General features: G+C 58.2%; 19 protein-coding genes. 18 read left to right on the top strand and 1 reads right to left on the bottom strand.

Annotated features, from left to right (window positions below; translation table 11 throughout):
* Window positions 1–415 precede the first annotated feature (415 nt).
* The 16 genes from M2433_RS00080 to M2433_RS00155 all read left to right on the top strand — a co-directional run bounded on the left by M2433_RS00080 (window position 416) and on the right by M2433_RS00155 (window position 18,779).
* Complete coding sequence (locus tag M2433_RS00080) at window positions 416–988, top strand: spore coat protein U domain-containing protein (RefSeq protein WP_429052010.1); 573 nt, start codon at window positions 416–418, stop codon at window positions 986–988.
* Window positions 989–1,000: 12 nt separating this feature from the next.
* Window positions 1,001–1,549 carry a Csu type fimbrial protein gene (locus M2433_RS00085; RefSeq protein ID WP_429052012.1) on the top strand — a complete coding sequence of 183 codons (549 nt, stop codon included), beginning with the start codon at window positions 1,001–1,003 and terminating at the stop codon, window positions 1,547–1,549.
* 16 nt (window positions 1,550–1,565) lie between these two features.
* Complete coding sequence (locus tag M2433_RS00090; RefSeq protein ID WP_429052014.1) at window positions 1,566–2,321, top strand: fimbrial biogenesis chaperone; 756 nt, start codon at window positions 1,566–1,568, stop codon at window positions 2,319–2,321.
* Entirely contained in the window at window positions 2,297–4,681 is a 2,385-nt protein-coding gene (locus M2433_RS00095; RefSeq protein ID WP_429052016.1) for a fimbria/pilus outer membrane usher protein, read from the top strand. The genes M2433_RS00090 and M2433_RS00095 overlap by 25 nt, the downstream gene beginning before the upstream one ends.
* A complete protein-coding gene (locus M2433_RS00100) occupies window positions 4,678–5,640 on the top strand; it encodes a Csu type fimbrial protein (protein ID WP_429052018.1) in 963 nt (320 codons plus the stop codon). The genes M2433_RS00095 and M2433_RS00100 overlap by 4 nt, the downstream gene beginning before the upstream one ends.
* 84 nt (window positions 5,641–5,724) lie before the next feature.
* On the top strand, window positions 5,725–7,392 hold the full coding sequence (tar, locus tag M2433_RS00105) for a methyl-accepting chemotaxis protein II (protein ID WP_429052020.1): 1,668 nt from the start codon (window positions 5,725–5,727) through the stop codon (window positions 7,390–7,392).
* A 44-nt stretch (window positions 7,393–7,436) separates the two neighbouring features.
* Entirely contained in the window at window positions 7,437–9,038 is a 1,602-nt protein-coding gene (gene tap / locus M2433_RS00110) for a methyl-accepting chemotaxis protein IV (protein WP_429052022.1), read from the top strand.
* A 19-nt stretch (window positions 9,039–9,057) separates the two neighbouring features.
* Window positions 9,058–9,924: a protein-glutamate O-methyltransferase CheR gene (cheR, locus tag M2433_RS00115; RefSeq protein WP_023312253.1), complete on the top strand. Its 867-nt coding sequence runs from the start codon at window positions 9,058–9,060 to the stop codon at window positions 9,922–9,924.
* Entirely contained in the window at window positions 9,921–10,970 is a 1,050-nt protein-coding gene (locus tag M2433_RS00120; RefSeq protein WP_029741783.1) for a protein-glutamate methylesterase/protein-glutamine glutaminase, read from the top strand. The genes cheR and M2433_RS00120 overlap by 4 nt, the downstream gene beginning before the upstream one ends.
* Window positions 10,971–10,986: 16 nt before the next feature.
* Entirely contained in the window at window positions 10,987–11,376 is a 390-nt protein-coding gene (gene cheY, locus M2433_RS00125) for a chemotaxis response regulator CheY (RefSeq protein WP_006176072.1), read from the top strand.
* A gap of 10 nt (window positions 11,377–11,386) precedes the next feature.
* Window positions 11,387–12,031, top strand: a complete 645-nt coding sequence (gene cheZ, locus M2433_RS00130) for a protein phosphatase CheZ (protein ID WP_063957575.1) — start codon at window positions 11,387–11,389, stop codon at window positions 12,029–12,031.
* A gap of 148 nt (window positions 12,032–12,179) precedes the next feature.
* Window positions 12,180–13,328, top strand: a complete 1,149-nt coding sequence (gene flhB / locus M2433_RS00135; protein ID WP_429052025.1) for a flagellar biosynthesis protein FlhB — start codon at window positions 12,180–12,182, stop codon at window positions 13,326–13,328.
* Window positions 13,321–15,399 carry a flagellar biosynthesis protein FlhA gene (flhA, locus tag M2433_RS00140; RefSeq protein ID WP_047345946.1) on the top strand — a complete coding sequence of 693 codons (2,079 nt, stop codon included), beginning with the start codon at window positions 13,321–13,323 and terminating at the stop codon, window positions 15,397–15,399. The genes flhB and flhA overlap by 8 nt, the downstream gene beginning before the upstream one ends.
* On the top strand, window positions 15,399–15,791 hold the full coding sequence (flhE, locus tag M2433_RS00145) for a flagellar protein FlhE (protein ID WP_429052027.1): 393 nt from the start codon (window positions 15,399–15,401) through the stop codon (window positions 15,789–15,791). Before flhA ends, flhE begins: the two co-directional genes overlap by 1 nt.
* A gap of 260 nt (window positions 15,792–16,051) precedes the next feature.
* Entirely contained in the window at window positions 16,052–17,635 is a 1,584-nt protein-coding gene (locus M2433_RS00150) for an MFS transporter (RefSeq protein WP_429052029.1), read from the top strand.
* Between the two features lie 4 nt (window positions 17,636–17,639).
* Window positions 17,640–18,779 (top strand): glycoside hydrolase family 88/105 protein, encoded by a 1,140-nt coding sequence (locus tag M2433_RS00155; RefSeq protein ID WP_429052030.1) that lies wholly within the window; start codon window positions 17,640–17,642, stop codon window positions 18,777–18,779.
* A 32-nt stretch (window positions 18,780–18,811) separates the two neighbouring features.
* Here the strand turns inward: M2433_RS00155 and argS are convergent, their stop codons facing one another.
* Entirely contained in the window at window positions 18,812–20,545 is a 1,734-nt protein-coding gene (argS, locus tag M2433_RS00160) for an arginine--tRNA ligase (protein ID WP_429052032.1), read from the bottom strand.
* 239 nt (window positions 20,546–20,784) lie between these two features.
* On the opposite strand from argS, the gene M2433_RS00165 reads away from it, so the two are divergent.
* Together M2433_RS00165 and cutC are read left to right on the top strand one after the other, a co-directional pair.
* Window positions 20,785–21,345, top strand: a complete 561-nt coding sequence (locus tag M2433_RS00165) for a VOC family protein (RefSeq protein ID WP_059312735.1) — start codon at window positions 20,785–20,787, stop codon at window positions 21,343–21,345.
* A 78-nt stretch (window positions 21,346–21,423) separates the two neighbouring features.
* Window positions 21,424–22,167 carry a copper homeostasis protein CutC gene (gene cutC / locus M2433_RS00170; RefSeq protein WP_429052034.1) on the top strand — a complete coding sequence of 248 codons (744 nt, stop codon included), beginning with the start codon at window positions 21,424–21,426 and terminating at the stop codon, window positions 22,165–22,167.
* Window positions 22,168–22,189: the final 22 nt, after the last annotated feature.

Consider the following 22,189-nt stretch of genomic DNA (forward strand, 5'->3'; position numbering starts at 1 on the left):
ATGCGCTTCGGTTGTCACTCGCATCGATACATATAAAATTTTTATTACGACGCGGGAAATTATTCGACACATAAATTGACGCAAAGTGTAGGGGGTTACAACTCCTTTTTAATTTTTATTAATTTTGTTGTTAATGCGCTGACGATATATTGTGATAAAGATCACACTTTAATGGATATATTCTCTCTGAATACAATAAAATTCCTGCCTGCATTAATTTAACCAGCTGTTATTTAAATAAAAATCCCGTCAATAAGACATATGCCTTATACGTCATGGGGCAGGTGGTCGAAGCGATATCCGTAAACTAAATTCACAATAACCCCCTCAGAGGAACCTTAAGCGGGGCTAACATCTTGAACGGCCAAAATAAAATATGGTCAGGGAACGGAGACGTCTTCTGGAGGGTGGTAAAATGAATAGAAAACTCCTGTTGATCTGTGCAGGCACTTTATTGACGGCGACAATTGCCCCGCGGGCGCTGGCCGTCACCAGTAGCGGCACTATCGGCGCGACGCTGACGCTGACAAACGGTTGCCTGATAAACGGATCGCCCACGCAAAACGGCATTAACTTCGGGACGCTCAATTTCGGCACCCATCCCGCCACATTTTCCACCCTGACTACGCAGTTAACCGGTGCCAGCGGCGGAAACACCTTCACCATTCAATGTACGACCGCCAGCTATACGGTGGCGATTACCGGCAACACCAACTCCACGGCACCTGGTACCGTTGTCGGCACGCCGGGAACGCCTGCGCGTTATCTGATCAACACCGCCAACGCGGCACAGGGCGTGGCATACAGCCTTTACAGCGACAGCGGGTTTAACAACGTTGTTGCCAACAACGCCGCGTTGCCTGTCGCGTCTACGACGGGAGGAGTGGATAGTTACACGCTCTACGGACGTATTACCGGCGGCGGTAACAGCGTAGCGGTCGTACCGGGAACCTACACCGACACGATAAACGTCAGCGTGACCTATTAGTCCTGCATCGCCATGAAGGCATTTATAACGGGTCTGCGCAAATGCGCAGAGGGACACGTGCAGCCTTTTTTCGCGCTGGTGGTCGGATTGCTGATGACGCCCGTAGCCGGCGCGGTGACGTCACAGTCCTTCAAGGTGAGCGCGACCATTGTACCGGGATGTGCGGTGGCCACCGGCAGCGGGGGGATTCTCGGTACATTGGATTTTGGCAGCCATAACGGCGTCGAGAGCGCGCCGGTAAGCACCAGCTTTGTGCCAAACGGGGCCTTATCCATCGCCTGTACGCCAGGCGTGGCGCTGAGCATGAGCATTAACGGCGGTCAAAATTATGCATCCATTCGCCGCATGAAGCGCACGGATGGTGCCGACCTGGTGGGTTACCGGCTCTACAGCAGCAGCTCGCTGGCCGCGAACAGCGAAATTGGCGTCAACCAGGCAATACCGGTGACCTACACCAACAGCAATAATATCGCGCTGCCGCTTTTCGGCGTGGCGCTACTGACCGGGTTTAGCCCGGCAGGAACGTATTCCGATCAGCTCACCGTGACCTTGTCATGGTAATAAAGGGAGAGTGCCGATGAAGCCATTTTTCAGACCTCTTTGTCTGGCGGGCGCGTTGGGAATGTCGACAGCCGGTCAGGCGCAGGCGGCAGCCACCATTCTGCTATGGCCTATCGATCCGTGGCTTTCTGCAGACGCCAAAGCCACGGAGCTGTGGATCCAGAACCAGAGAAGCAGCGCGGCGACGATGCAGGTGCGCATTGTGCGCTGGAAGCAGGAGGACGGGCACGAGCGTTACACCGCGCAGCAGGACGTGGTGGCCAGCCCGCCCATCGTCACAATTGGCACAGGCAGTAAGCAGCTTATTCGTCTTATTAAACAGGCTTCAGTTCCCGCAGGCGTTGAACAAGCCTACCGCATTATTGTGGATGAAATCCCCCAGCCGGATGCCAAAGCCGAACCCTCCATCGGCCTCAAATTACAGATGCGTTACTCCATTCCTCTGTTTGTTTATGGGCAGGGGATCCCGACAATAAAAGAGGGCGCGCATCACGCGCTGGCAGAGACCCAAAGCCTGAGCTGGCGGGTGACGCAGGCGGGTGGACAACCCGCGCTGGAAGTCCGAAACCGGGGTGATGTCCACGTCAGGCTGAGCCAGGTCTCGCTGGAGCAGGGAGGGCAGAAACGAACGGTTGCGGAGGGATTGCTGGGCTACGTGCTCCCGGGCAGCACCCGCAGCTGGCCGATACCCGCTGGCGTTCGTCAGCCAGAGCGGATGAGCGCGCAGATTAATGCCAGGGACGCACAATGGCAGTCGACCCCCGTCAACTGAAGCCGGCGATGATGATCCTGCTTTGCGTCAGTTCCGCGGCCTGGGCCGATCCCGGCGACGACAGTTTGCCGCCGCCTCCCCAGGCGCAGGCGATAAACGACGAGGCGGTGTTCCAGCTTGCGCTCGTGCTGAACCACTACGATACCGGCCTGGTCGTACCGGTGACGCAGCGTAAAGGCGCGTTCTTTATCTCCAGCGCCGACCTGCTGCGCGCGGGGCTGCCCCCGGAGCATGTGCCAACCGGAGAGGTGAATCTTTCCTCCCTTGCCCGGGTGCGGGTGGAGTACGACAGCGCCGCGCAGCGCCTGCTGCTGACCGTTCCCCGCGACTGGGTCACCGCCCGCGCGACTCCCTTTAGCGCCCAAACGGCGCAGACCAAACCGCATTTCGGACGCGGGGCGCTGCTGAATTACGATTTCTACACCAACCACACGGAGCATATCGGCGGCCAGGCCTCGCTCTGGCATGAGTTCCGCTACTTCAATGAGAACGGTTCGTTTTCCTCTACGGGCTATGCCCGGGAAAATTTCACCGGTAACCACGGCCAGCAGGAGGGGTATGTCCGCTACGACACGACCCTGCTGTTCACGAATGAAGAAGATGCGATGAGCTGGAGCGTGGGGGACGTGATCAGCGATGCCCTGAGCTGGAGCTCCAGCGTGCGGATTGGCGGGGTAAGCGTCGGGCGGGATTTCTCCCTGCGCCCCGATCTGGTGACGTGGCCGCTGCCCGAGTTCTCGGGAGAAGCCGCGGTTCCCACCTCGGTCGATCTCTTTATCAACGGCTATCGCTCCGGCTCAACCCAGCTTCAGCCGGGGCCATTTACCCTTACGAATCTGCCCTATATTAACGGCGCCGGGGATGCGGTGCTGGTGACCACCGATGCGCTGGGGCGCCAGGTGAGCACCACGCTGCCGTTTTACGTCACCAGTGATTTGCTGAAGCAAGGGCTGAGCGACGGCGCCGTGACCCTGGGCAGCCTGCGGCGAAATTACGGCATTAAGAATTTCGACTACGGTTCGGCGGCCGGCAGCGGCTCGTATCGCTACGGGGTGACGGACTGGCTGACGCTGGAGGGGCACGCGGAAGGAGCACAGGAGCTGGCGCTGGGCGGGGCAGGGACGGTAATAAAACTCGGGCAGCTTGGCGTGGTGAATACCGCCTACTCGCAAAGCCGCATGCGCGGGGACACGGGCGGGCAAATCAGCTGGGGTTACCAGTACAGCACCAGCGAATTTAGCGTCGCGACCCAGCACACGCGCCGCGGCCGCGGTTTTGGCAACCTCGCCCTCTACGACCAGCCGACGGTCTATGACGAAAACGACAAACCCATCGCCAGCTTTAGCCGCAATACGGACCAGTATTCTCTGACGTTCAATCTGGGACAGTACGGCAACATTGGCGCGGCCTGGATTGGCGTCGAGAGCTTTGACAGTCAAAAAACAGAGCTGCTGAACCTCTCCTGGAGCCGCAGCCTGTGGGGGGCGAGCAGTATTTACCTGGCCGGAAGCCGGGATCAGCAGCGGGGAGACTGGACGGTGGCGCTGTCGCTGCAGGTCCCGCTGGGCGCGCGCGACAGCGCTGCCTTCACCGTTGAAAACACCCCTGACGCAGGCAGTACCCAGCGGATCAACTACAACCACTCCATGCCCTCAGACGGTGGGTTTAGCTGGAACATGGCGTGGGCCAACCAGTCGAGAGCCAGTAATTATCAGCAGGGCACGCTGGGCTGGCGCAACAACAACGTTGAGCTGCAGGGCGGCGCCTATGGCGAAAGGGACATGATGACCTGGTGGGGCGAGGCGATGGGCTCTGTTGTTCTGATGGACGGCGAACTGTTTGCGGCGAACAAGATCAACGATGCGTTTGTGGTCATCAGTACCGACGGTCATCCGGATGTGCCCGTCAGCTATGAGAACCAGCCCGTCGGGAAAACAAACCGCAACGGTTACCTGCTGGTCAGCGGAGTGTCGGCCTATTACCCGGCAAGCTACCGGATTGATACCCTGAATCTGCCTGCGGATACCCAGCTGAAAGAGACCGAACGGCGAATTGCGATCCGCCGCCATAGCGGTTACCTGGTTGATTTCCCGATGGAGCAGGAGCGGGTCGCCAGCGTCATCCTGCACGATGCGCGCGGGCAGGCGATTCCGGTGGGCAGCCAGGTGCGCAGGGCCTCGCGCGGCAATGCGGTGGTGGGGTATGACGGCATCGCCTGGCTGGAAAATCTCAGCGATGTGAACCCGCTTGAGGTGGTGACGCCTGACGGGAAACGCTGCACGACCACCCTGACCGTGGGGACAAACCCGGAGCACAAGCTGGAAACCTACGGTCCGCTGGTTTGTCGGGAGGGGCCATGAGGCGCCTGCTGCTGTGGGTGCTGCTGCTGTTCTCCGGCGGCGGCTGGGCGGCGTGTACCGTCAGTACGGTCAATGCGTCGTTTGGCAGCGTCACGTCGTTCGCGCTCAGCGGAACCGGGGAGGTGGAAACGACCGGCACGCTGGTGGTGGCGTGTGATACCGTGCTCAACGTTCTGACCAACGACTCGGTGACGCTGAACTACACCGCGGCATCGGTGTCGGGCAGCAGTCGCGCGACCATGAAACGTACGGATAATACGGCCATCGCGGACGTTATCCCCACTCGGCTGTGCGGATTATCGGGCTGCGCGAGCAGCAGCGAGGTACAGATAAGTAAATCGTATACCTGGAGCGGAAACACCCTGCTGGGATTGCTGGGATCAAAGCAGTACAACATACCGCTCTATTTCCGCACCGTCGCCGGTCAAAACGTCACCGCCGGGCCTTACCAGGTGCTGTTGACGTTCAGCGTCAACTACAGCGTCTGCGCGTTAGGCGTGGGAAGCCTGTGTACGAATCCCCAGACGGGAACCGCGACGACCACTATTCTGCTTAATATGACCGTTACCAACGACTGCAGCGCGATGACCACCCCGGACGTCAACTTTAACAGCGCACCGCTGGTGCAAAGTTTCCCGACCGTCTCGCAGGCGATTGCCGTCACCTGTACCAAAGGCAGTACCTATACCATCGGCATTAATAATGGTGCTAACGCGCTGAATAACGTGCGGCGGATGGTGAGCGGCAGCAACTATATGAGCTACGACATCTATAAAGAAGCCACGACTAACCGCTGGGGCGGCAGCGGCAGCGAGCGCTGGGCCAGCGCGACGTCGTCGCAGGTCAGCACCGACGGTTTACTACGTACCTATAACTACACCGCGAAAGTCCTGACCAGTCAGGCCACGCCACCCGCAGGAGCCTACACCGACACGCTGATTGTCGACGTGGCGTTTTAACCCCGCGCTTTTCCCTTTCTCAAATGTAAAGTTCCTGTGGGCAATGCCGATAACACCGTTAATAAATCTATGAGAAGGTGTTGTATGTTGAACCGTATCCGCGTTGTCACAATGCTCATGATGGTGCTGGTCATTTTCGCACTTCTTCAGCTCATCTCCGGCGGGCTTTTTTTCTCGTCATTAAAACAGAACCAGGACAGCTTCGCGGCCTCGAACGATCTCCGCCTGCAGCAGAGTGAACTCACGTCGACGTGGGATTTGATGCTGCAAACGCGTATCAACCTGAGCCGTTCGTCCGCGCGCATGATGATGGACCCCAACAATCAGCAGAGCAGCGCGAAAACCGATCTGTTGAAAAATGCCCGCGCCACGCTCGCTGACGCCGCTAAACACTACGACGCCTTCAAAAAGATTACGCCGCAGCCTGCCATGGAGCAGGTGAGCCAGAATATTGATGAAAAATACAACGCCTACCATGCCGGTCTGACGGAGCTGATTCAGTTCCTGGAGAGCGGCAACATGGACGCCTATTTCGCGCAGCCGACGCAAGGGATGCAAAACGCCCTCGGCGCGGCGCTGGGGGAATATGCAAAGGCCAGCGGCGACCTGTACCACTCGGCCTTTACGGAAAGCCAGAATGACTACCGCTTTGCGAAATGGCAGATGGCGGTGCTGGCGCTGGCGCTGGTCATCGTACTGATTGCGGTATGGTACGGCATTCGCCATATCCTGCTGAACCCTCTCGGGCGCGTTATTGCCCACATTCGTGAAATTGCCGGCGGTGACCTGACCAAAACGCTGACCGTTTCCGGACGCAATGAGATCACCGAGCTGGCAAACAGCGTAGACCATATGCAACGTTCGCTTATTGAGACCGTCGCCAACGTGCGTAACGGATCCGAAGCAATCTATACCGGCACAAGCGAAATCGCGATGGGGAATAACGACCTCTCTTCTCGCACCGAACAGCAGGCGTCCGCCCTGGAAGAGACGGCTGCCAGCATGGAGCAGCTCACGGCAACCGTGAAGCAGAACGCCGATAACGCCCGCCAGGCGTCTCAGCTGGCGGAAAGCGCCTCCGAGACGGCGCAGCGCGGCGGTCGCGTGGTGGATGGCGTAGTCAAAACCATGCACGAAATCGCCGACAGCTCGAAGAAAATTGCCGACATCATCAGCGTGATCGACGGCATTGCTTTCCAGACCAACATCCTGGCGCTAAACGCCGCCGTGGAAGCGGCGCGCGCGGGCGAACAGGGGCGCGGGTTTGCCGTGGTGGCCGGTGAGGTACGTAACCTGGCCAGCCGCAGCGCCAACGCGGCAAAAGAGATCAAGTCGCTGATTGAAGATTCCGTCTCCCGCGTGGATACCGGCTCCGTGCTGGTGGAAAGCGCCGGGGAGACCATGAATGACATCGTGAATGCCGTTACCCGCGTGACGGACATCATGGGTGAAATCGCCTCTGCGTCCGATGAGCAGAGTCGTGGTATCGACCAGGTTGCCCTAGCGGTATCGGAAATGGATCGCGTGACACAGCAAAACGCCGCCCTGGTGCAGGAGTCCGCCGCGGCGGCCGCTGCGCTGGAAGACCAGGCGAGCCGTCTGAAGATGGCCGTCTCGGCGTTTCGTCTCGCTTCACTCGCTGGAAACACGGTCACCCCGCAGGCGACGTATCGCGCGCCAGCCGCTGAATCGGCTGCCAACCGTACGCGTACCGCGACGACCGGACAAGATGAAAACTGGGAAACATTTTGACTGACAATTAAACCGCGGCTGCTTGCCGCTTGATGGGAGCGTGGATGTTAAATCGTATTCGTATCTCGACCACACTGTTTTTGATTCTGATCCTTTGCGGTGTGTTGCAGGTTGGCAGTAACGGGTTGTCTTTTTGGGCGTTTCGCGATGGCTATCAGAATTTGCAGGAAGTTGAGGCGAGTAACCAGCAGCGCTCCGCACTGGCACAAACGCGTGCCGTGCTGTTGCAGGCAAGCACCGCGCTGAACAAGGCGGGAACCTTAACCGCCCTGAGCTATCCGCCGGATGACATTAAAGCGCTGATGGCGACCGCGCGCGACAGCCTGAAACAGGCAGACGCACAGTTTAAGGCCTTTACGGCGCAGGCCGCCGACAGCGAGAAAGAGAAAGCGCTGAAGGCCGCCATGAAGACGAACTTTGAGCAGTGGTACGGCGATCTGGACCACCAGGCGACCTGGCTTGAGAACAACCAGCTGTCGGACTTTATGACCGCGCCGGTTCAGGCCTCTCAGGCGGCGTTTGACGGCAGCTTTAACGCGTGGCAGCAGAATATTAACCAGACCGTTCAGCGTGCCGGTGAAGACAGCCGTAAAAGCTATCACATGTCCGGCGTCATCTTTGCCGCGGTTGTGATTCTGGCAGGGGTGCTGACCGGCGGGGCGCTGCTCTGGGCGCGCAGAATGATTGTGCAGCCGCTGGCGATCGTCAGCAGCCACTTCGACAGCATTGCGAAGGGGGACCTGGCGCGACCGGTGGCGGTGTTCGGCAAGAACGAAATTTCGGCGATCTTTGCCAGCCTGAAGGCGATGCAGGGATCGCTCAGGGAAACGGTATCCGACGTGCGTCAGGGCAGCTATGCCATGCACACCGGGATCTCAGAGATTGCGGCAGGCAATAACGATCTTTCGTCCCGCACCGAGGAGCAGGCGGCCTCGCTGGCGCAGACGGCGGCCAGCATGGAGCAGCTGACCGCGACGGTAAGCCAGAACGCCGATAACGCGCGTCAGGCGTCTGACCTGTCAAAACAGGCGGCGATGACGGCGAAGAAGGGCGGCGACCAGGCCTCTCACGTGGCCAGCACCATGCAGGATATCGCCGCCAGTTCGCAGAAAATTGGCGACATCATCAGCGTGATTGACGGTATCGCGTTCCAGACCAACATTCTGGCGCTCAACGCCGCCGTTGAAGCGGCGCGTGCGGGGGAGCAGGGGCGCGGGTTTGCGGTCGTTGCGGGCGAAGTGCGCAACCTGGCGAGCCGCAGCGCCAACGCGGCGAAAGAGATTAAAGGGCTGATAGAAGAGTCGGTCTCCCGTGTTCAGCAGGGATCAGCTCTGGTCGATACGGCGGCGAAAACCATGACCGAGATTGTCACTTCCGTCACACGGGTTAACGACATCATGGGTGAAATCGCCTCGGCGTCGGATGAGCAGCGCCGTGGGATCGAGCAGGTGGCCCAGGCCGTCAGCCAGATGGATCAGGTCACGCAGCAGAACGCGTCGTTAGTGGAAGAGGCGGCAGCCGCGACCGATCAGCTGGCCAGCCAGGCGGATCGTCTGACCGGGCTGGTCGCGGTATTTAATGTGAAAGAGCACGTTGAAGCAGTAACAGAAGTCGGGCGGTCGCAGGCCGTGCCAGTTGTATCCTGAATGTAATTAAGAAGGCGCTATGACATCACCAATGCCCCCTGGGCAAACGTCATTATTGTTGCAGATGACACAGCGCCTCGCGCTGTCCGACGCGCATTTTCGTCGGATATGTCAGTTAATCTACCAGCGTGCGGGGATCGTGCTTGCGGATCATAAGCGAGACATGGTCTACAACCGACTGGTGCGGCGCTTGCGTACGCTGGGGCTGGATGATTTTGGTCGCTATCTGAGCATGCTCGAAGCGAACCAGAACAGCGCTGAGTGGCAGGCATTTATTAACTCCTTAACCACCAACCTGACGGCGTTTTTCCGTGAAGCTCACCACTTCCCGGTACTGGCAGAGCACGCGCGCCGTCGCACCGGGGAGTACCGCGTCTGGAGTGCCGCCGCCTCGACGGGCGAAGAGCCTTACTCGCTGGCGATCACCCTTGCCGACACGCTGGGAATGACGCCCGGACGCTGGAAAGTTTACGCCAGCGATATCGATACCGAGGTGCTGGAGAAGGCGCGCAACGGTGTTTATCGCCAGGATGAGCTGAAAACGCTGTCGCCGCAGCAGCTGCAGCGCTACTTCATGCGCGGGACAGGCCCGCATGAAGGCCTGGTACGCGTACGCCAGGAGCTGGCGAACTGCGTTGAGTTCGCGCCCGTTAACCTGCTGGATAAGCAGTACAACGTGCCGGGGCCGTTCGATGCGATTTTTTGCCGTAACGTCATGATCTATTTTGATAAAACGACGCAACAGGACATTCTGCGTCGGTTTGTTCCGTTGCTCAAGCCTGACGGTTTACTGTTTGCCGGGCACTCGGAAAACTTCAGCAACCTCGCGCGTGAGTTTAGCCTGCGTGGGCAAACGGTATATGCGCTGAGTAAGGAAAAAGCATGAGTAAAATCAGGGTATTGTCTGTCGATGATTCAGCGCTGATGCGTCAGATCATGACTGAAATAATCAATAGCCACAGCGACATGGAGATGGTGGCGACAGCGCCCGATCCCCTGGTAGCGCGGGATTTAATTAAAAAATATAACCCCGATGTGCTAACGCTGGATGTCGAGATGCCGCGCATGGATGGCATAGATTTCCTCGAAAAGTTAATGCGTCTTCGGCCCATGCCGGTGGTGATGGTCTCCTCCCTGACCGGGAAAGGATCGGAAATCACCCTGCGCGCGCTGGAGCTGGGGGCGGTGGATTTTGTCACCAAACCGCAGCTCGGCATTCGTGAAGGGATGCTGGCGTACAGCGAAATGATCGCCGAGAAAATTCGCACCGCGTCGCGCGCGAAGCTTGCTGCCCACACGCCGCTGGCCGCGCCGGCAACCCTGAAGGCCGGCCCGTTACTCAGCTCGGAAAAACTGCTGGTCATTGGGGCGTCAACCGGAGGAACAGAGGCAATTCGCCATGTACTCCAGCCATTGCCGCTTTCAAGTCCGGGTATTCTGATCACTCAGCATATGCCGCCAGGCTTTACCCGGTCGTTCGCCGAACGCCTGAACAAGCTGTGCCAGATCAGCGTGAAAGAGGCGGAAGACGGCGAGCGCGTGCTTCCGGGACATGCGTATATCGCCCCGGGCGACAAGCATATGGAGCTGTCGCGCAGCGGCGCTAACTATCAAATCAAAATTCATGACGGACCGCCGGTTAACCGGCACCGTCCGTCGGTGGATGTGCTGTTTCATTCGGTGGCGAAACATGCGGGGCGCAACGCCGTTGGGGTGATCCTGACGGGGATGGGCAACGACGGTGCCGCCGGAATGCTTGCAATGCACCAGGCTGGCGCCTGGACGATTGCGCAGAATGAAGCAAGTTGTGTGGTGTTCGGCATGCCGCGCGAGGCCATCAATATGGGTGGCGTGAGCGAAGTGGTCGATCTTAGCCAGGTAAGCCAGCAGATGCTGGCGAAAATCAGTGCCGGACAGGCAATACGTATTTAAAGAGGAGTGTAGTTTTATGGCGGACAAAGAGCTCAGATTTTTGGTTGTGGATGACTTTTCCACCATGCGTCGCATTGTGCGTAACCTGCTGAAAGAGCTGGGCTTCAACAACGTTGAAGAAGCAGAAGATGGCGTTGATGCGCTGAACAAACTGCAGGCTGGCGGGTTTGGTTTTGTCATCTCTGACTGGAACATGCCGAACATGGACGGTCTGGAACTGCTGAAAACCATTCGTGCGGACGCGGCAATGGCCTCTCTGCCGGTTCTGATGGTTACCGCAGAAGCGAAGAAAGAGAACATCATTGCCGCTGCACAGGCGGGCGCAAGCGGCTATGTGGTGAAGCCATTTACCGCGGCGACCCTGGAAGAGAAGCTCGGCAAGATCTTCGAGAAACTCGGCATGTGAGGTGTTGGTCATGATGCAACCTGCTATGAAACCCGTTGAAGAACACTCGCCGAGCGACATCATCGTCCGCATCGGCAGCCTGACGCGCATGCTGCGCGACAGCCTGCGTGAGCTGGGACTGGATCAGGCAATTGCCGAAGCGGCGGAAGCAATTCCTGATGCCCGCGATCGTCTGGACTACGTGGTACAGATGACCGCTCAGGCCGCGGAACGTGCGCTCAACAGCGTTGAAGCGTCACAGCCGCACCAGGATGCGATGGAAAAGGGCGCGAAAGCGCTGAGCAAGCGCTGGGACGAGTGGTTTGAAAACCCGATCGAGCTGGCGGATGCCCGCGAGCTGGTGACGGATACCCGTCAGTTCCTGGGTGATGTGCCGGGTCACACCAGCTTCACCAACGCCCAGCTGTTGGACATCATGATGGCGCAGGATTTCCAGGACCTCACCGGTCAGGTTATCAAGCGCATGATGGATGTGATCCAGGAGATTGAGCGCCAGCTGCTGATGGTTCTGCTGGAGAACATCCCGGAACCGGCAGCCCGTCCAAAACGCGAGAATGAAAGCCTGCTCAATGGTCCACAGCTCGACGCCAGCAAGGCGGGCGTTGTGGCAAGCCAGGATCAGGTAGACGACCTGCTGGACAGCCTCGGCTTCTGATGGTCCGTTCCGCCTCAGGAGGTTAACGCCCTCTGAGGCGGTTTGCGCCAAAATCACCGAAAAGAGCCCGAATAAACGGGCTTTTCCCGCCATTGGATTTCCGCTGCGCTGGCATGATACCCGTGACGTAATGGGCTGAGCATGCACTGTGGCAGAAGAGAACGACGACAAAACGGAAGCCCCCACACCCCACCGACTTGAAAAAGCGCGTGAGGAAGGGCAGATCCCCCGATCCCGAGAATTGACCTCCCTGCTGATCCTTATCGTAGGCGTGTGCATTATCTGGTGGGGCGGGGAGTCGCTCGCCCGCAAGCTGGCGGGAATGCTCTCAACCGGCTTACGGTTTGACCACAGCATGGTCAACGATCCGAACCTGATACTCAGCCAGATTATTCAGCTTATTAAAGGGGCCATGGCCGCGCTGCTGCCCCTGATTACCGGGGTTGTGCTGGTCGCGCTGGTTTCTCCGGTGATGCTCGGCGGTCTGGTCTTTAGCGCCAAATCGCTGCAGCCGAAATTTTCCAAACTGAACCCGCTGTCGGGCATTGCGAAAATGTTCTCTGCCCAGACCGGGGCCGAGCTGCTCAAAGCCATTCTCAAATCGGTGCTGATGGGCAGTTCCGCGGGTTTTTACCTCTGGTACCACTGGCCGGAGATGATGCGTCTTATCAGCGAATCGCCGCTCACCGCGATGAGCAACGCGCTGAATCTGGTCGGACTCTGCGCGCTGCTGGTGGTGCTCAGCATTATCCCGATGGTGGGGTTTGACGTGATCTTCCAGCTTTATACCCACTTCAAGAAGCTGCGGATGTCGCGTCAGGATATCCGTGACGAATATAAGCAGATGGAAGGTGACCCGCACGTCAAAGGGCGTATCCGCCAGATGCAGCGTGCCGCCGCCCGTCGCCGCATGATGGAAGACGTGCCGAAGGCCGACGTTATCGTCACCAACCCGACACACTATTCCGTTGCGCTGCGCTATGACGAAAACAAAATGAGCGCGCCGAAGGTGGTGGCGAAAGGGGCGGGGCTGATCGCGCTGCGTATCCGCGAAATTGGCACCGAACACCGCGTGCCGATCCTCGAAGCCCCTCCGCTGGCGCGTGCCCTGTACCGCCATGCGGATATTGGACAACAGATCCCCGGACAACTCTACGCCGCCGTGGCGGAAGTGCTGGCCTGGGTATGGCAGTTGAAGCGCTGGCGTCTGGCCGGTGGTCAACGGCCTGTGAAACCTGAGAACCTTCCGGTGCCTGCCGCGCTGGATTTTATGAACGAGAAGGACACTGATGGCTAATCTGGTGGCAATGTTGCGCCTGCCCGGCAACCTGAAATCGACCCAATGGCAGATCCTTGCCGGACCGATTCTGATCCTGCTAATTCTGTCGATGATGGTACTGCCGCTTCCGGCGTTCATCCTCGATCTGCTTTTCACTTTCAATATTGCGCTGTCCATTATGGTGCTGCTGGTGGCGATGTTCACCCAGCGTACCCTGGAGTTCGCCGCGTTCCCGACCATTCTGCTGTTTACCACCTTGCTCAGACTGGCGCTGAACGTGGCGTCCACGCGTATCATCCTGATGGAAGGGCACACCGGTGCGGCAGCGGCGGGTAAAGTGGTGGAGGCGTTCGGCCACTTCCTGGTGGGCGGCAATTTCGCTATCGGTATCGTGGTGTTCGTTATCCTCGTTATCATCAACTTTATGGTTATCACCAAAGGTGCAGGGCGTATCGCGGAAGTGGGCGCGCGTTTTGTGCTGGACGGGATGCCGGGCAAGCAGATGGCGATCGACGCCGACCTGAACGCCGGTCTTATCGCCGAAGATGAAGCCAAAAAACGCCGTTCGGAAGTGACGCAGGAGGCGGACTTCTACGGCTCCATGGACGGTGCGAGTAAGTTTGTGCGCGGCGACGCCATCGCGGGCATTCTGATCATGGTGATTAACGTGGTCGGCGGCCTGCTGGTGGGGGTACTGCAGCACGGAATGGACATGGGCCACGCAGCGGAAAGCTATACGCTGCTGACCATTGGTGACGGTCTGGTCGCTCAGATCCCGGCGCTGGTTATCTCCACGGCGGCGGGTGTGATTGTCACCCGCGTCAGCACCGACCAGGACGTTGGCGAGCAGATGGTGGGCCAGCTGTTCAGTAACCCGCGCGTTATGCTGCTGGCCGCTGCGGTTCTCGGCTTGCTCGGCCTGGTGCCGGGGATGCCAAACCTCGTCTTCCTGCTGTTCACTGCGGCTCTGCTGGGGCTTGCCTGGTGGATGCGCGGCCGTGAAATCAAACCGGCGGCGGAGCCTGTTCCGGTCAAAATGCCGGAGAACAACCAGGCCGTAGAAGCCACCTGGAACGACGTTCAGCTGGAAGATTCCCTGGGAATGGAGGTCGGGTATCGCCTGATCCCGATGGTTGATTTCCAGCAGGACGGCGAGCTGCTTGGTCGTATCCGCAGTATTCGTAAAAAATTCGCGCAGGATATGGGCTTCCTGCCGCCGGTTGTGCACATCCGGGACAATATGGACCTGCCGCCCGCGCGCTATCGCATCCTGATGAAAGGTGTCGAAATAGGCAGCGGTGATGCCTATCCGGGCCGCTGGCTGGCGATCAACCCGGGCACCGCCGCAGGCACGCTGCCGGGCGAGCAAACCATCGACCCTGCCTTTGGCCTGGCCGCGATCTGGATTGAAAGCGCGTTGAAAGAGCAGGCGCAGATCCAGGGGTACACGGTTGTCGAAGCCAGTACCGTCGTAGCGACCCACCTTAACCACCTGATTGGGCAATTCTCGGCGGAGCTGTTCGGCCGTCAGGAAGCGCAGCAGCTGCTCGACCGCGTTACGCAGGAGATGCCTAAGCTGACCGAAGATCTGGTCCCGGGCGTGCTGACCTTAACCACGCTGCACAAGGTGCTGCAAAACCTGCTCGAGGAAAAGGTGCCGATCCGCGATATGCGCACCATTCTGGAAACGCTGGCAGAGCATGCGCCAATCCAGAGCGATCCGCACGAGCTGACGGCGGTGGTGCGCGTGGCGCTGGGACGTGCGATCACCCAGCAGTGGTTCCCGGGAACCGGGGAAGTGCAGGTCATTGGCCTCGATACGCCGCTTGAGCGTCTGCTGCTTCAGGCCCTGCAGGGCGGTGGCGGGCTGGAGCCGGGCCTGGCAGACCGTCTGCTGGCGCAAACGCAGGAGGCGCTGGCGCGTCAGGAGATGCTGGGCGCACCGCCGGTGCTGCTGGTGAACCACGCGCTGCGTCCGCTGCTGTCGCGCTTCCTGCGCCGCAGCCTGAACCAGCTGGTCGTGCTGTCGAATCTGGAACTGTCGGATAACCGCCATATCCGCATGACGGCGACGATTGGAGGAAAATAATGCGTAAATGGCTATGGATTTTGCTCTTCCCGCTGGTGGCGCAGGCAGCCGGCGAAGGCACCTGGCAGGCAAGCAGCATGGGCGTAACGCTCAGCAACCGGGGCGTGGCGATGTCCTCTAACCCGCTGGCGCCTTCTGACGCGGTATCCGGCCTGATGGGCCTTGTGGTCTGGAACTACCGGCTGATTGGCCCAACGCCTGCCGGGCTGCGGGTGCGCCTCTGTTCTCAGACGCGCTGCACGGAAATCGATGGAGAAAGCGGTACGACGCAGGCCTTCAACGGCGTGCCGGCAATCGAACCTTTGCGTTTTATCTGGGAAGTGCCGGGCGGGGGACGTTTGATCCCGGCGCTGAAAGTGCAGAGTAATTCCGTCATCGTGAACTATCGCTAAATCCCGCCTGACCTGCAGCCATCAGCATTTCTGATGGCTGTCTCGCAAAATTCGACCTCTCATTTTGAACTAAAAGAAACGCTGTTTTATAAAACGGTGACACGCGTAATGATACTCTTTGCATTTTTGCCAGCCAGACCCTATTGGTGGCAGAAATAGAAAGGTATCACCAGGACGATACTTCTACTGTAGCCGTGTAAAAACTCCCGGAACAGGTTTGCTGACAGGGAGTCTCCCAAACGTGACCAGGGGTGACGGCAATGAAAACACGCAAAATTGGATTGGCAAACTACCTTGCTTATGGGGCAGGCGATTTTCTTGGGGCGGGAACCACCGCCCTTACGGCGGCCTGGCTTTTATATTTTTATACGACGTTCTGCGGGCTCACACCGATAGAAGCAACGTTCATCTTCGCCGCCGCCAGGGTACTGGATGCTGTTGTCAGCCCGCTGATGGGCTTTCTGACGGATAATTTCGGTACGACGTGGCTCGGTAAGCGCTTTGGCCGCCGTAAGTTTTTCATTCTGCTCGGCATTCCCTGCGTATTCAGCTATTCCCTGATGTGGGTCGGGGACATGAGTTTTTGGTATTACCTGCTTACGTATCTGGTATTCGATATCGTCTACACCATGATCCTGGTTCCCTATGAAACGCTGGTGCCGGAGATGACGGACGATTTCAAACAGAAAACCAAATTTTCGGGCGCGCGTATCTCAATGGCGCAGATGTCCGCCATTCTGGCCTCATTCCTGCCGGGGATCCTCCTCACGCAGTTCGGTAAAGACAACGCGATTTCCTTCTTTTACGCCAGTCTGGTCTTTTCCGTCCTGTGCGCGCTGATGCTGACTTTTGTCTGGTTCTTCACCTGGGAGCGCCCGCGTGAAGAGTGGTCCGAAGCGGCCCTGCGCGCGGAAGCAGAGAAGAAAACCCTCACGCTCGGGCAGAGCCTGAACCGTCTGTTCGTGGAGCTAAGCTCGACGCTGCGAGTAAGGATTTTCCGTCAGCATCTGGGCATGTACCTGGGCGGCTATATCGCCCAGGACGTCTTTAATGCCGTGTTTACCTACTATGTGGTCTTTGTACTGATGCAGGAAGCGTCAATGGCTTCAAACCTGCTGGGCACAATGGCCATCTTCCAGTTCCTCGCCGTGATCGGCATGATCCCGCTGTGCATTCGCTTTGGACCTGCGCCGTCTTACCGCATGGTGGTGGTGCTGTTCGGCCTGGCTTCTCTCTCTTACGCCATGCTCTATTACGCGGGACTGAGTGACGTCTACGCTCTGCTGCTGCTTGTCTCAGCGGTGGCGGGCCTGGGTCGAGGCGGTATCAACTATGTGCCGTGGAACACCTATACCTACATTGCTGATGTGGACGAAGCGATCACCGGGCAGCGTCGCGAGGGCATCTTCGCCGGCATCATGACCCTCACCCGTAAAGCGTCTCAGGCCGGTGCGGTGATGCTGGTGGGCATCGTGATGCAGATGTCCGGCTTTGTCAGCGGTCAGAAAGTGCAGCCTGCGGGAGTGAGCCACACCATTCTGATGATCCTGAGCATCGGAACCCTTCTGGTGCTGTTCTGCGGCTTCCTTGTCTCCCTGCGCTTCAGGCTCAATCTGCAAACCCACAGCACGCTGCGCGAAGAGACCGCGAAAATGCGCGAGTCCGGCTATGCGATGCCTGAAGCGGCAACCCCGCAAGCCCGTGCCACCGTGGAAATGCTGGCCGGTATGCCGTTCGAATCCCTTTGGGGCAACAACAACATCGGTTACCTGAACCGCAATAAGCCAGCGGCCCTTTCGCTGAAGGATCGCGCTGTACTGAATTCGTCATATCACGGAGGTTAAGATCATGAAAGTTTGGCCTGTCAAACATAGCCCGCTACTGCGCCAGCCTGAGCGCTTTATTGCTAGGGATGAGCTGAAATCGCTGATTCAAAAAGTGACGCACAGTCTGGTCAATATCCACGACAAGACGGGGGAGTTTTTGCTGCGGCTGGACGACGGACGCGCGATCGATACCAAAGGCTGGGCCGGGTGGGAATGGACGCACGGCGTCGGTTTGTACGGTATTTGGCAGTATTACAGCCAGACCGGCGACGAGGGGATGCGCGATATTATCGACCGCTGGTTTGCTGACCGTTTTGCGGAAGGAGCAACCACCAAAAACGTGAATACCATGTCACCGTTCCTGACCCTCGCATATCGCTACGACGAAACCAGAAACCCGGCCTGGCTGCCATGGCTGGAAAGCTGGGCGGAGTGGGCGATGAACGACATGCCGCGTACCAACCACGGCGGCATGCAGCATATCACTCTGGCGGAAGAGAACCATCAGCAGATGTGGGATGACACGCTGATGATGACGGTGCTGCCGCTGGCGAAAATCGGCAAGCTGCTCAACAAACCTGACTACGTAGAAGAAGCTATTTATCAGTTCCTGCTGCATGTGCAAAACCTGATGGATCGGGAAACCGGCTTGTGGTTCCACGGCTGGAATTATGAAGGCAACCATAATTTTGCGCATGCCCGCTGGGCCCGCGGCAACAGCTGGCTCACCATCGTGATCCCGGACTTCCTCGAAATGGTGGATCTGCCGGAAAACAATGCCGTACGTCGCTACCTGGTGCAGGTGCTGAATGCTCAGATTGCCGCGCTGGCGAAATGCCAGGACGACAGCGGCCTGTGGCATACGCTGCTCGACGATCCTCACTCCTATCTGGAGGCCTCCGCCACGGCCGGTTTTGCCTACGGGATCCTGAAAGCGGTGCGTAAGCGTTACGTTGGTGCAGAATATGCTGACGTTGCTGAGAAAGCGATTCGCGGTATCGTGAAAAATATCTCACCGGATGGAGAGCTGCTGCAAACGTCGTTCGGTACGGGGATGGGAAGCAATCTTGAGTTTTATCGCCAGATCCCGCTGACGTCGATGCCGTATGGACAGGCAATGGCGATTCTGTGCCTAACGGAATATTTACGGAAATATTTTTGATAATAAAAAACCCGGCGAGTGCCGGGTTTCTTTTACATACGCTCTACGGTTTCGATACCCAGGGTATCCAGACCCAGCTTCAGGGTCTTCGCCGTGAGCTGCGCCAGCTTCAGGCGGCTGTTGCGGACCGATTCATTTTCCGCAGACAGAATAGGGCAGTGCTCGTAGAAGCCAGAGAACAGACCTGCCAGATCGTAAAGGTAAGCACACATCACGTGTGGGGTGCCGTCACGGGCGACAACCGTCAGCGTCTCTTCGAACTGCAGCAGGCGCGCCGCCAGCTGCGCTTCACGATCTTCCGTGATGGTCACGGCAGCGTTCGCCAGCGCGCTTTCGTCGATACTGGCTTTACGGAATACCGAGAGCACGCGGGTATAGGCGTACTGCATGTACGGCGCGGTGTTGCCTTCAAACGCCAGCATGTTATCCCAGTCGAAGATATAGTCGGTGGTCCGGTTCTTGGAAAGATCCGCGTATTTCACCGCACCGATGCCTACGGCGTTGGCCAGTTTTTCCAGCTCATCGGCAGGCATATCCGGGTTCTTCTCTGCCACCAGGCGACGGGCACGTTCCAGCGCTTCGTCCAGCAGGTCGGAAAGCTTCACGGTACCGCCCGCGCGGGTTTTGAACGGCTTGCCGTCTTTACCCAGCATCATGCCGAACATGTGGTGCTCCAGCGGAACGCAGTCTGGCACGTAGCCGGCTTTACGCACGATCGTCCACGCCTGCATCAGGTGCTGGTGCTGACGGGAGTCGATGTAGTAAAGCACGCGGTCGGCGTGCAGCGTTTCGTAACGATATTTCGCGCAGGCGATATCGGTCGTGGTGTAAAGGTAGCCGCCATCCTTTTTCTGGATGATCACGCCCATCGGTTCGCCTTCCTTGTTTTTGTACTCATCAAGGAATACCACTGTCGCGCCTTCGCTCTCAACCGCCAGGTTTTTCGCTTTCAGGTCGGCCACAATGCCCGGCAGCATTGGGTTGTACAGGCTTTCGCCCATCACATCGTCACGGGTCAGGGTGACGTTCAGACGGTTATAGGTGAGCTGGTTCTGAGACATGGTGATGTCAACCAGCTTGCGCCACATCTCGAGGAAGTATTGATCGCCGCCCTGCAGTTTTACCACGTAGCTGCGCGCGCGCTCGGCAAAGGCTTCGTCTTCATCGTAGTGTTTTTTGGCTTCGCGGTAGAACCCTTCCAGGTCAGCCAGCGCCATTTCACCCGCGTTTTCCTGCTGCTGTTTTTCCAGGTAGGCAATCAGCATGCCGAACTGCGTGCCCCAGTCGCCCACGTGGTTCGCGCGGATCACCTTGTGACCGAGGAACTCAAGCGTGCGCACTGCGGCATCACCGATGATGGTGGAGCGCAGGTGGCCGACGTGCATCTCTTTCGCCACGTTCGGGGCGGAATAGTCGATCACGACGGTCTGTGCCTCCGGCTGGGACACGCCCAGACGGTCAGATTTCAGCGCCGCGTCAACGTGGCGTGCCAGGAACGCAGGTTCCAGGAAGATATTGATAAAGCCCGGGCCGGCAATTTCGGTTTTGCTGGCAATGCCGGTGAGATCCAGATGCGTCAGTACCTGCTCAGCGAGCTGTCGCGGCGGCATGCCCAGTTTTTTAGCTACTGCCATCACGCCATTAGCCTGATAGTCGCCAAACTGTACTTTTGCTGACTGACGAACCTGCGGTTCGCAATCCGCAGGCGCACCTGCGGCAATCAGTGCCTGACTGACTTTTTCGGAGAGAAGAGCCTGAATATTCACCTGGATACCTTACGTTTTTGATGCGGGCCAACAACCGCCCGCGCCAGTTAAAGAATTTAGGGCGGGAGTATACTGCAAATGCCTTCTGGCGTCAGCATCGCGGGGGCCGAAGATTGTTCAGAATCCAGGCTAAGAAGGCGTGCATAATCATGCACTCATAAAAAGCCGTAATCTGCGGTTGGTCAAAACAGGGCAACAGAGTAAATTAGCGCCTTTGCGACACGAAAAGAGACTGATTTATGGCGAACTGGCAATCCATTGACGAACTGCATGATATTTCCGCAGATTTACCGCGCTTCACCCAGGCGTTCACAGAACTTGCCACCCGCCTCGGTCTGGATATCGCGCCGCTTGAGGCCGATCACATCTCTTTGCGCTGTCATCAGAACGCGACCGCCGAGCGCTGGCGTCGCGGGTTCGAACAGTGTGGCGAGCTGCTGTCCGAGAACATCATTAACGGTCGCCCCATTTGCCTGTTCAAACTGCACCAGCCGGTCTGCGTGGCGCACTGGCAATTCACCGTGGTTGAGCTGCCGTGGCCGGGCGAAAAACGCTATCCGCACGAAGGCTGGGAACATATCGAAATTGTCCTGCCGGGTGAGCCGGAAACGCTGAACGCCCGCGCGCTGGCCCTGTTATCTGATGAAGGCTTAAGCAAGCCGGGGATCGTTGTGAAGACGAGCTCACCCAAAGGCGAGCGCGAGCGGTTACCTAACCCGACGCTGGCCGTCACGGACGGACAGGTCACGGTGAAGTTTCATCCGTGGACCATTGAGCAGATCGTTGCCAGCGAAGCCTGAGAGTTGTGATTCCACGCTGAGACCGAAACCGGGCAGCGTGTCATGATGGTGCGTTACGTGGATTTTAAGGAGGATTGAATGGCGCTGCTGGAGATTTGCTGTTACAGCGTGGAGTGTGCCGTGACTGCACAACGGCAGGGTGCTGACCGCATTGAACTGTGCGCGGCCCCGAAAGAAGGGGGGTTAACGCCCTCGTACGGCGTGTTGAAGTCTGCCCGCGAGGCTGTCACCGTTCCGGTACACCCCATTATTCGTCCTCGCGGCGGTGATTTTTGTTATACGCCAGGCGAGTTCAGTGCCATGCTTGATGATATCGCCCTCGTGCGCGATCTGGGATTCCCCGGGCTGGTGATCGGTCTACTTGATGAAGACGGTCAGGTCTGCCTGCCGCGTATGCGTCAGGTTATGGACGCCGCGAAAGGGATGGCCGTCACTTTTCATCGCGCGTTTGATATGTGTAAAGATCCCCTGCAAGCGTTTGATACGCTTGCCGAACTGGGTGTGGCACGCATCCTGACATCCGGGCAGCAGGCCTCTGCTGAAAAAGGACTGCAATTAATTACGGAACTAAAAGCACATTCCGGTGTTCCAATAATAATGGCGGGTGCGGGAGTCCGTGCCAGCAATCTGGAACTGTTTTTAAACGCCGGGGTAGAAGAGCTTCACAGCTCGGCAGGCAAATGGATGCCGTCGCCCATGCGTTATCGCAATACAGGGTTGTCAATGTCGACGGATGCTGAAGCGGATGAGTATTCTCGCTACGGTGTAGATGGAGAGTCGGTTGCGGAAATGAAGTCGCTGATTGAGCGCCATCACGTGTAGCAACGTACCGATTTTTACCGCG

Source organism: Enterobacter sp. AC1, assembly GCF_050434705.1.
Lineage (GTDB): Bacteria > Pseudomonadota > Gammaproteobacteria > Enterobacterales > Enterobacteriaceae > Enterobacter > Enterobacter cloacae_L.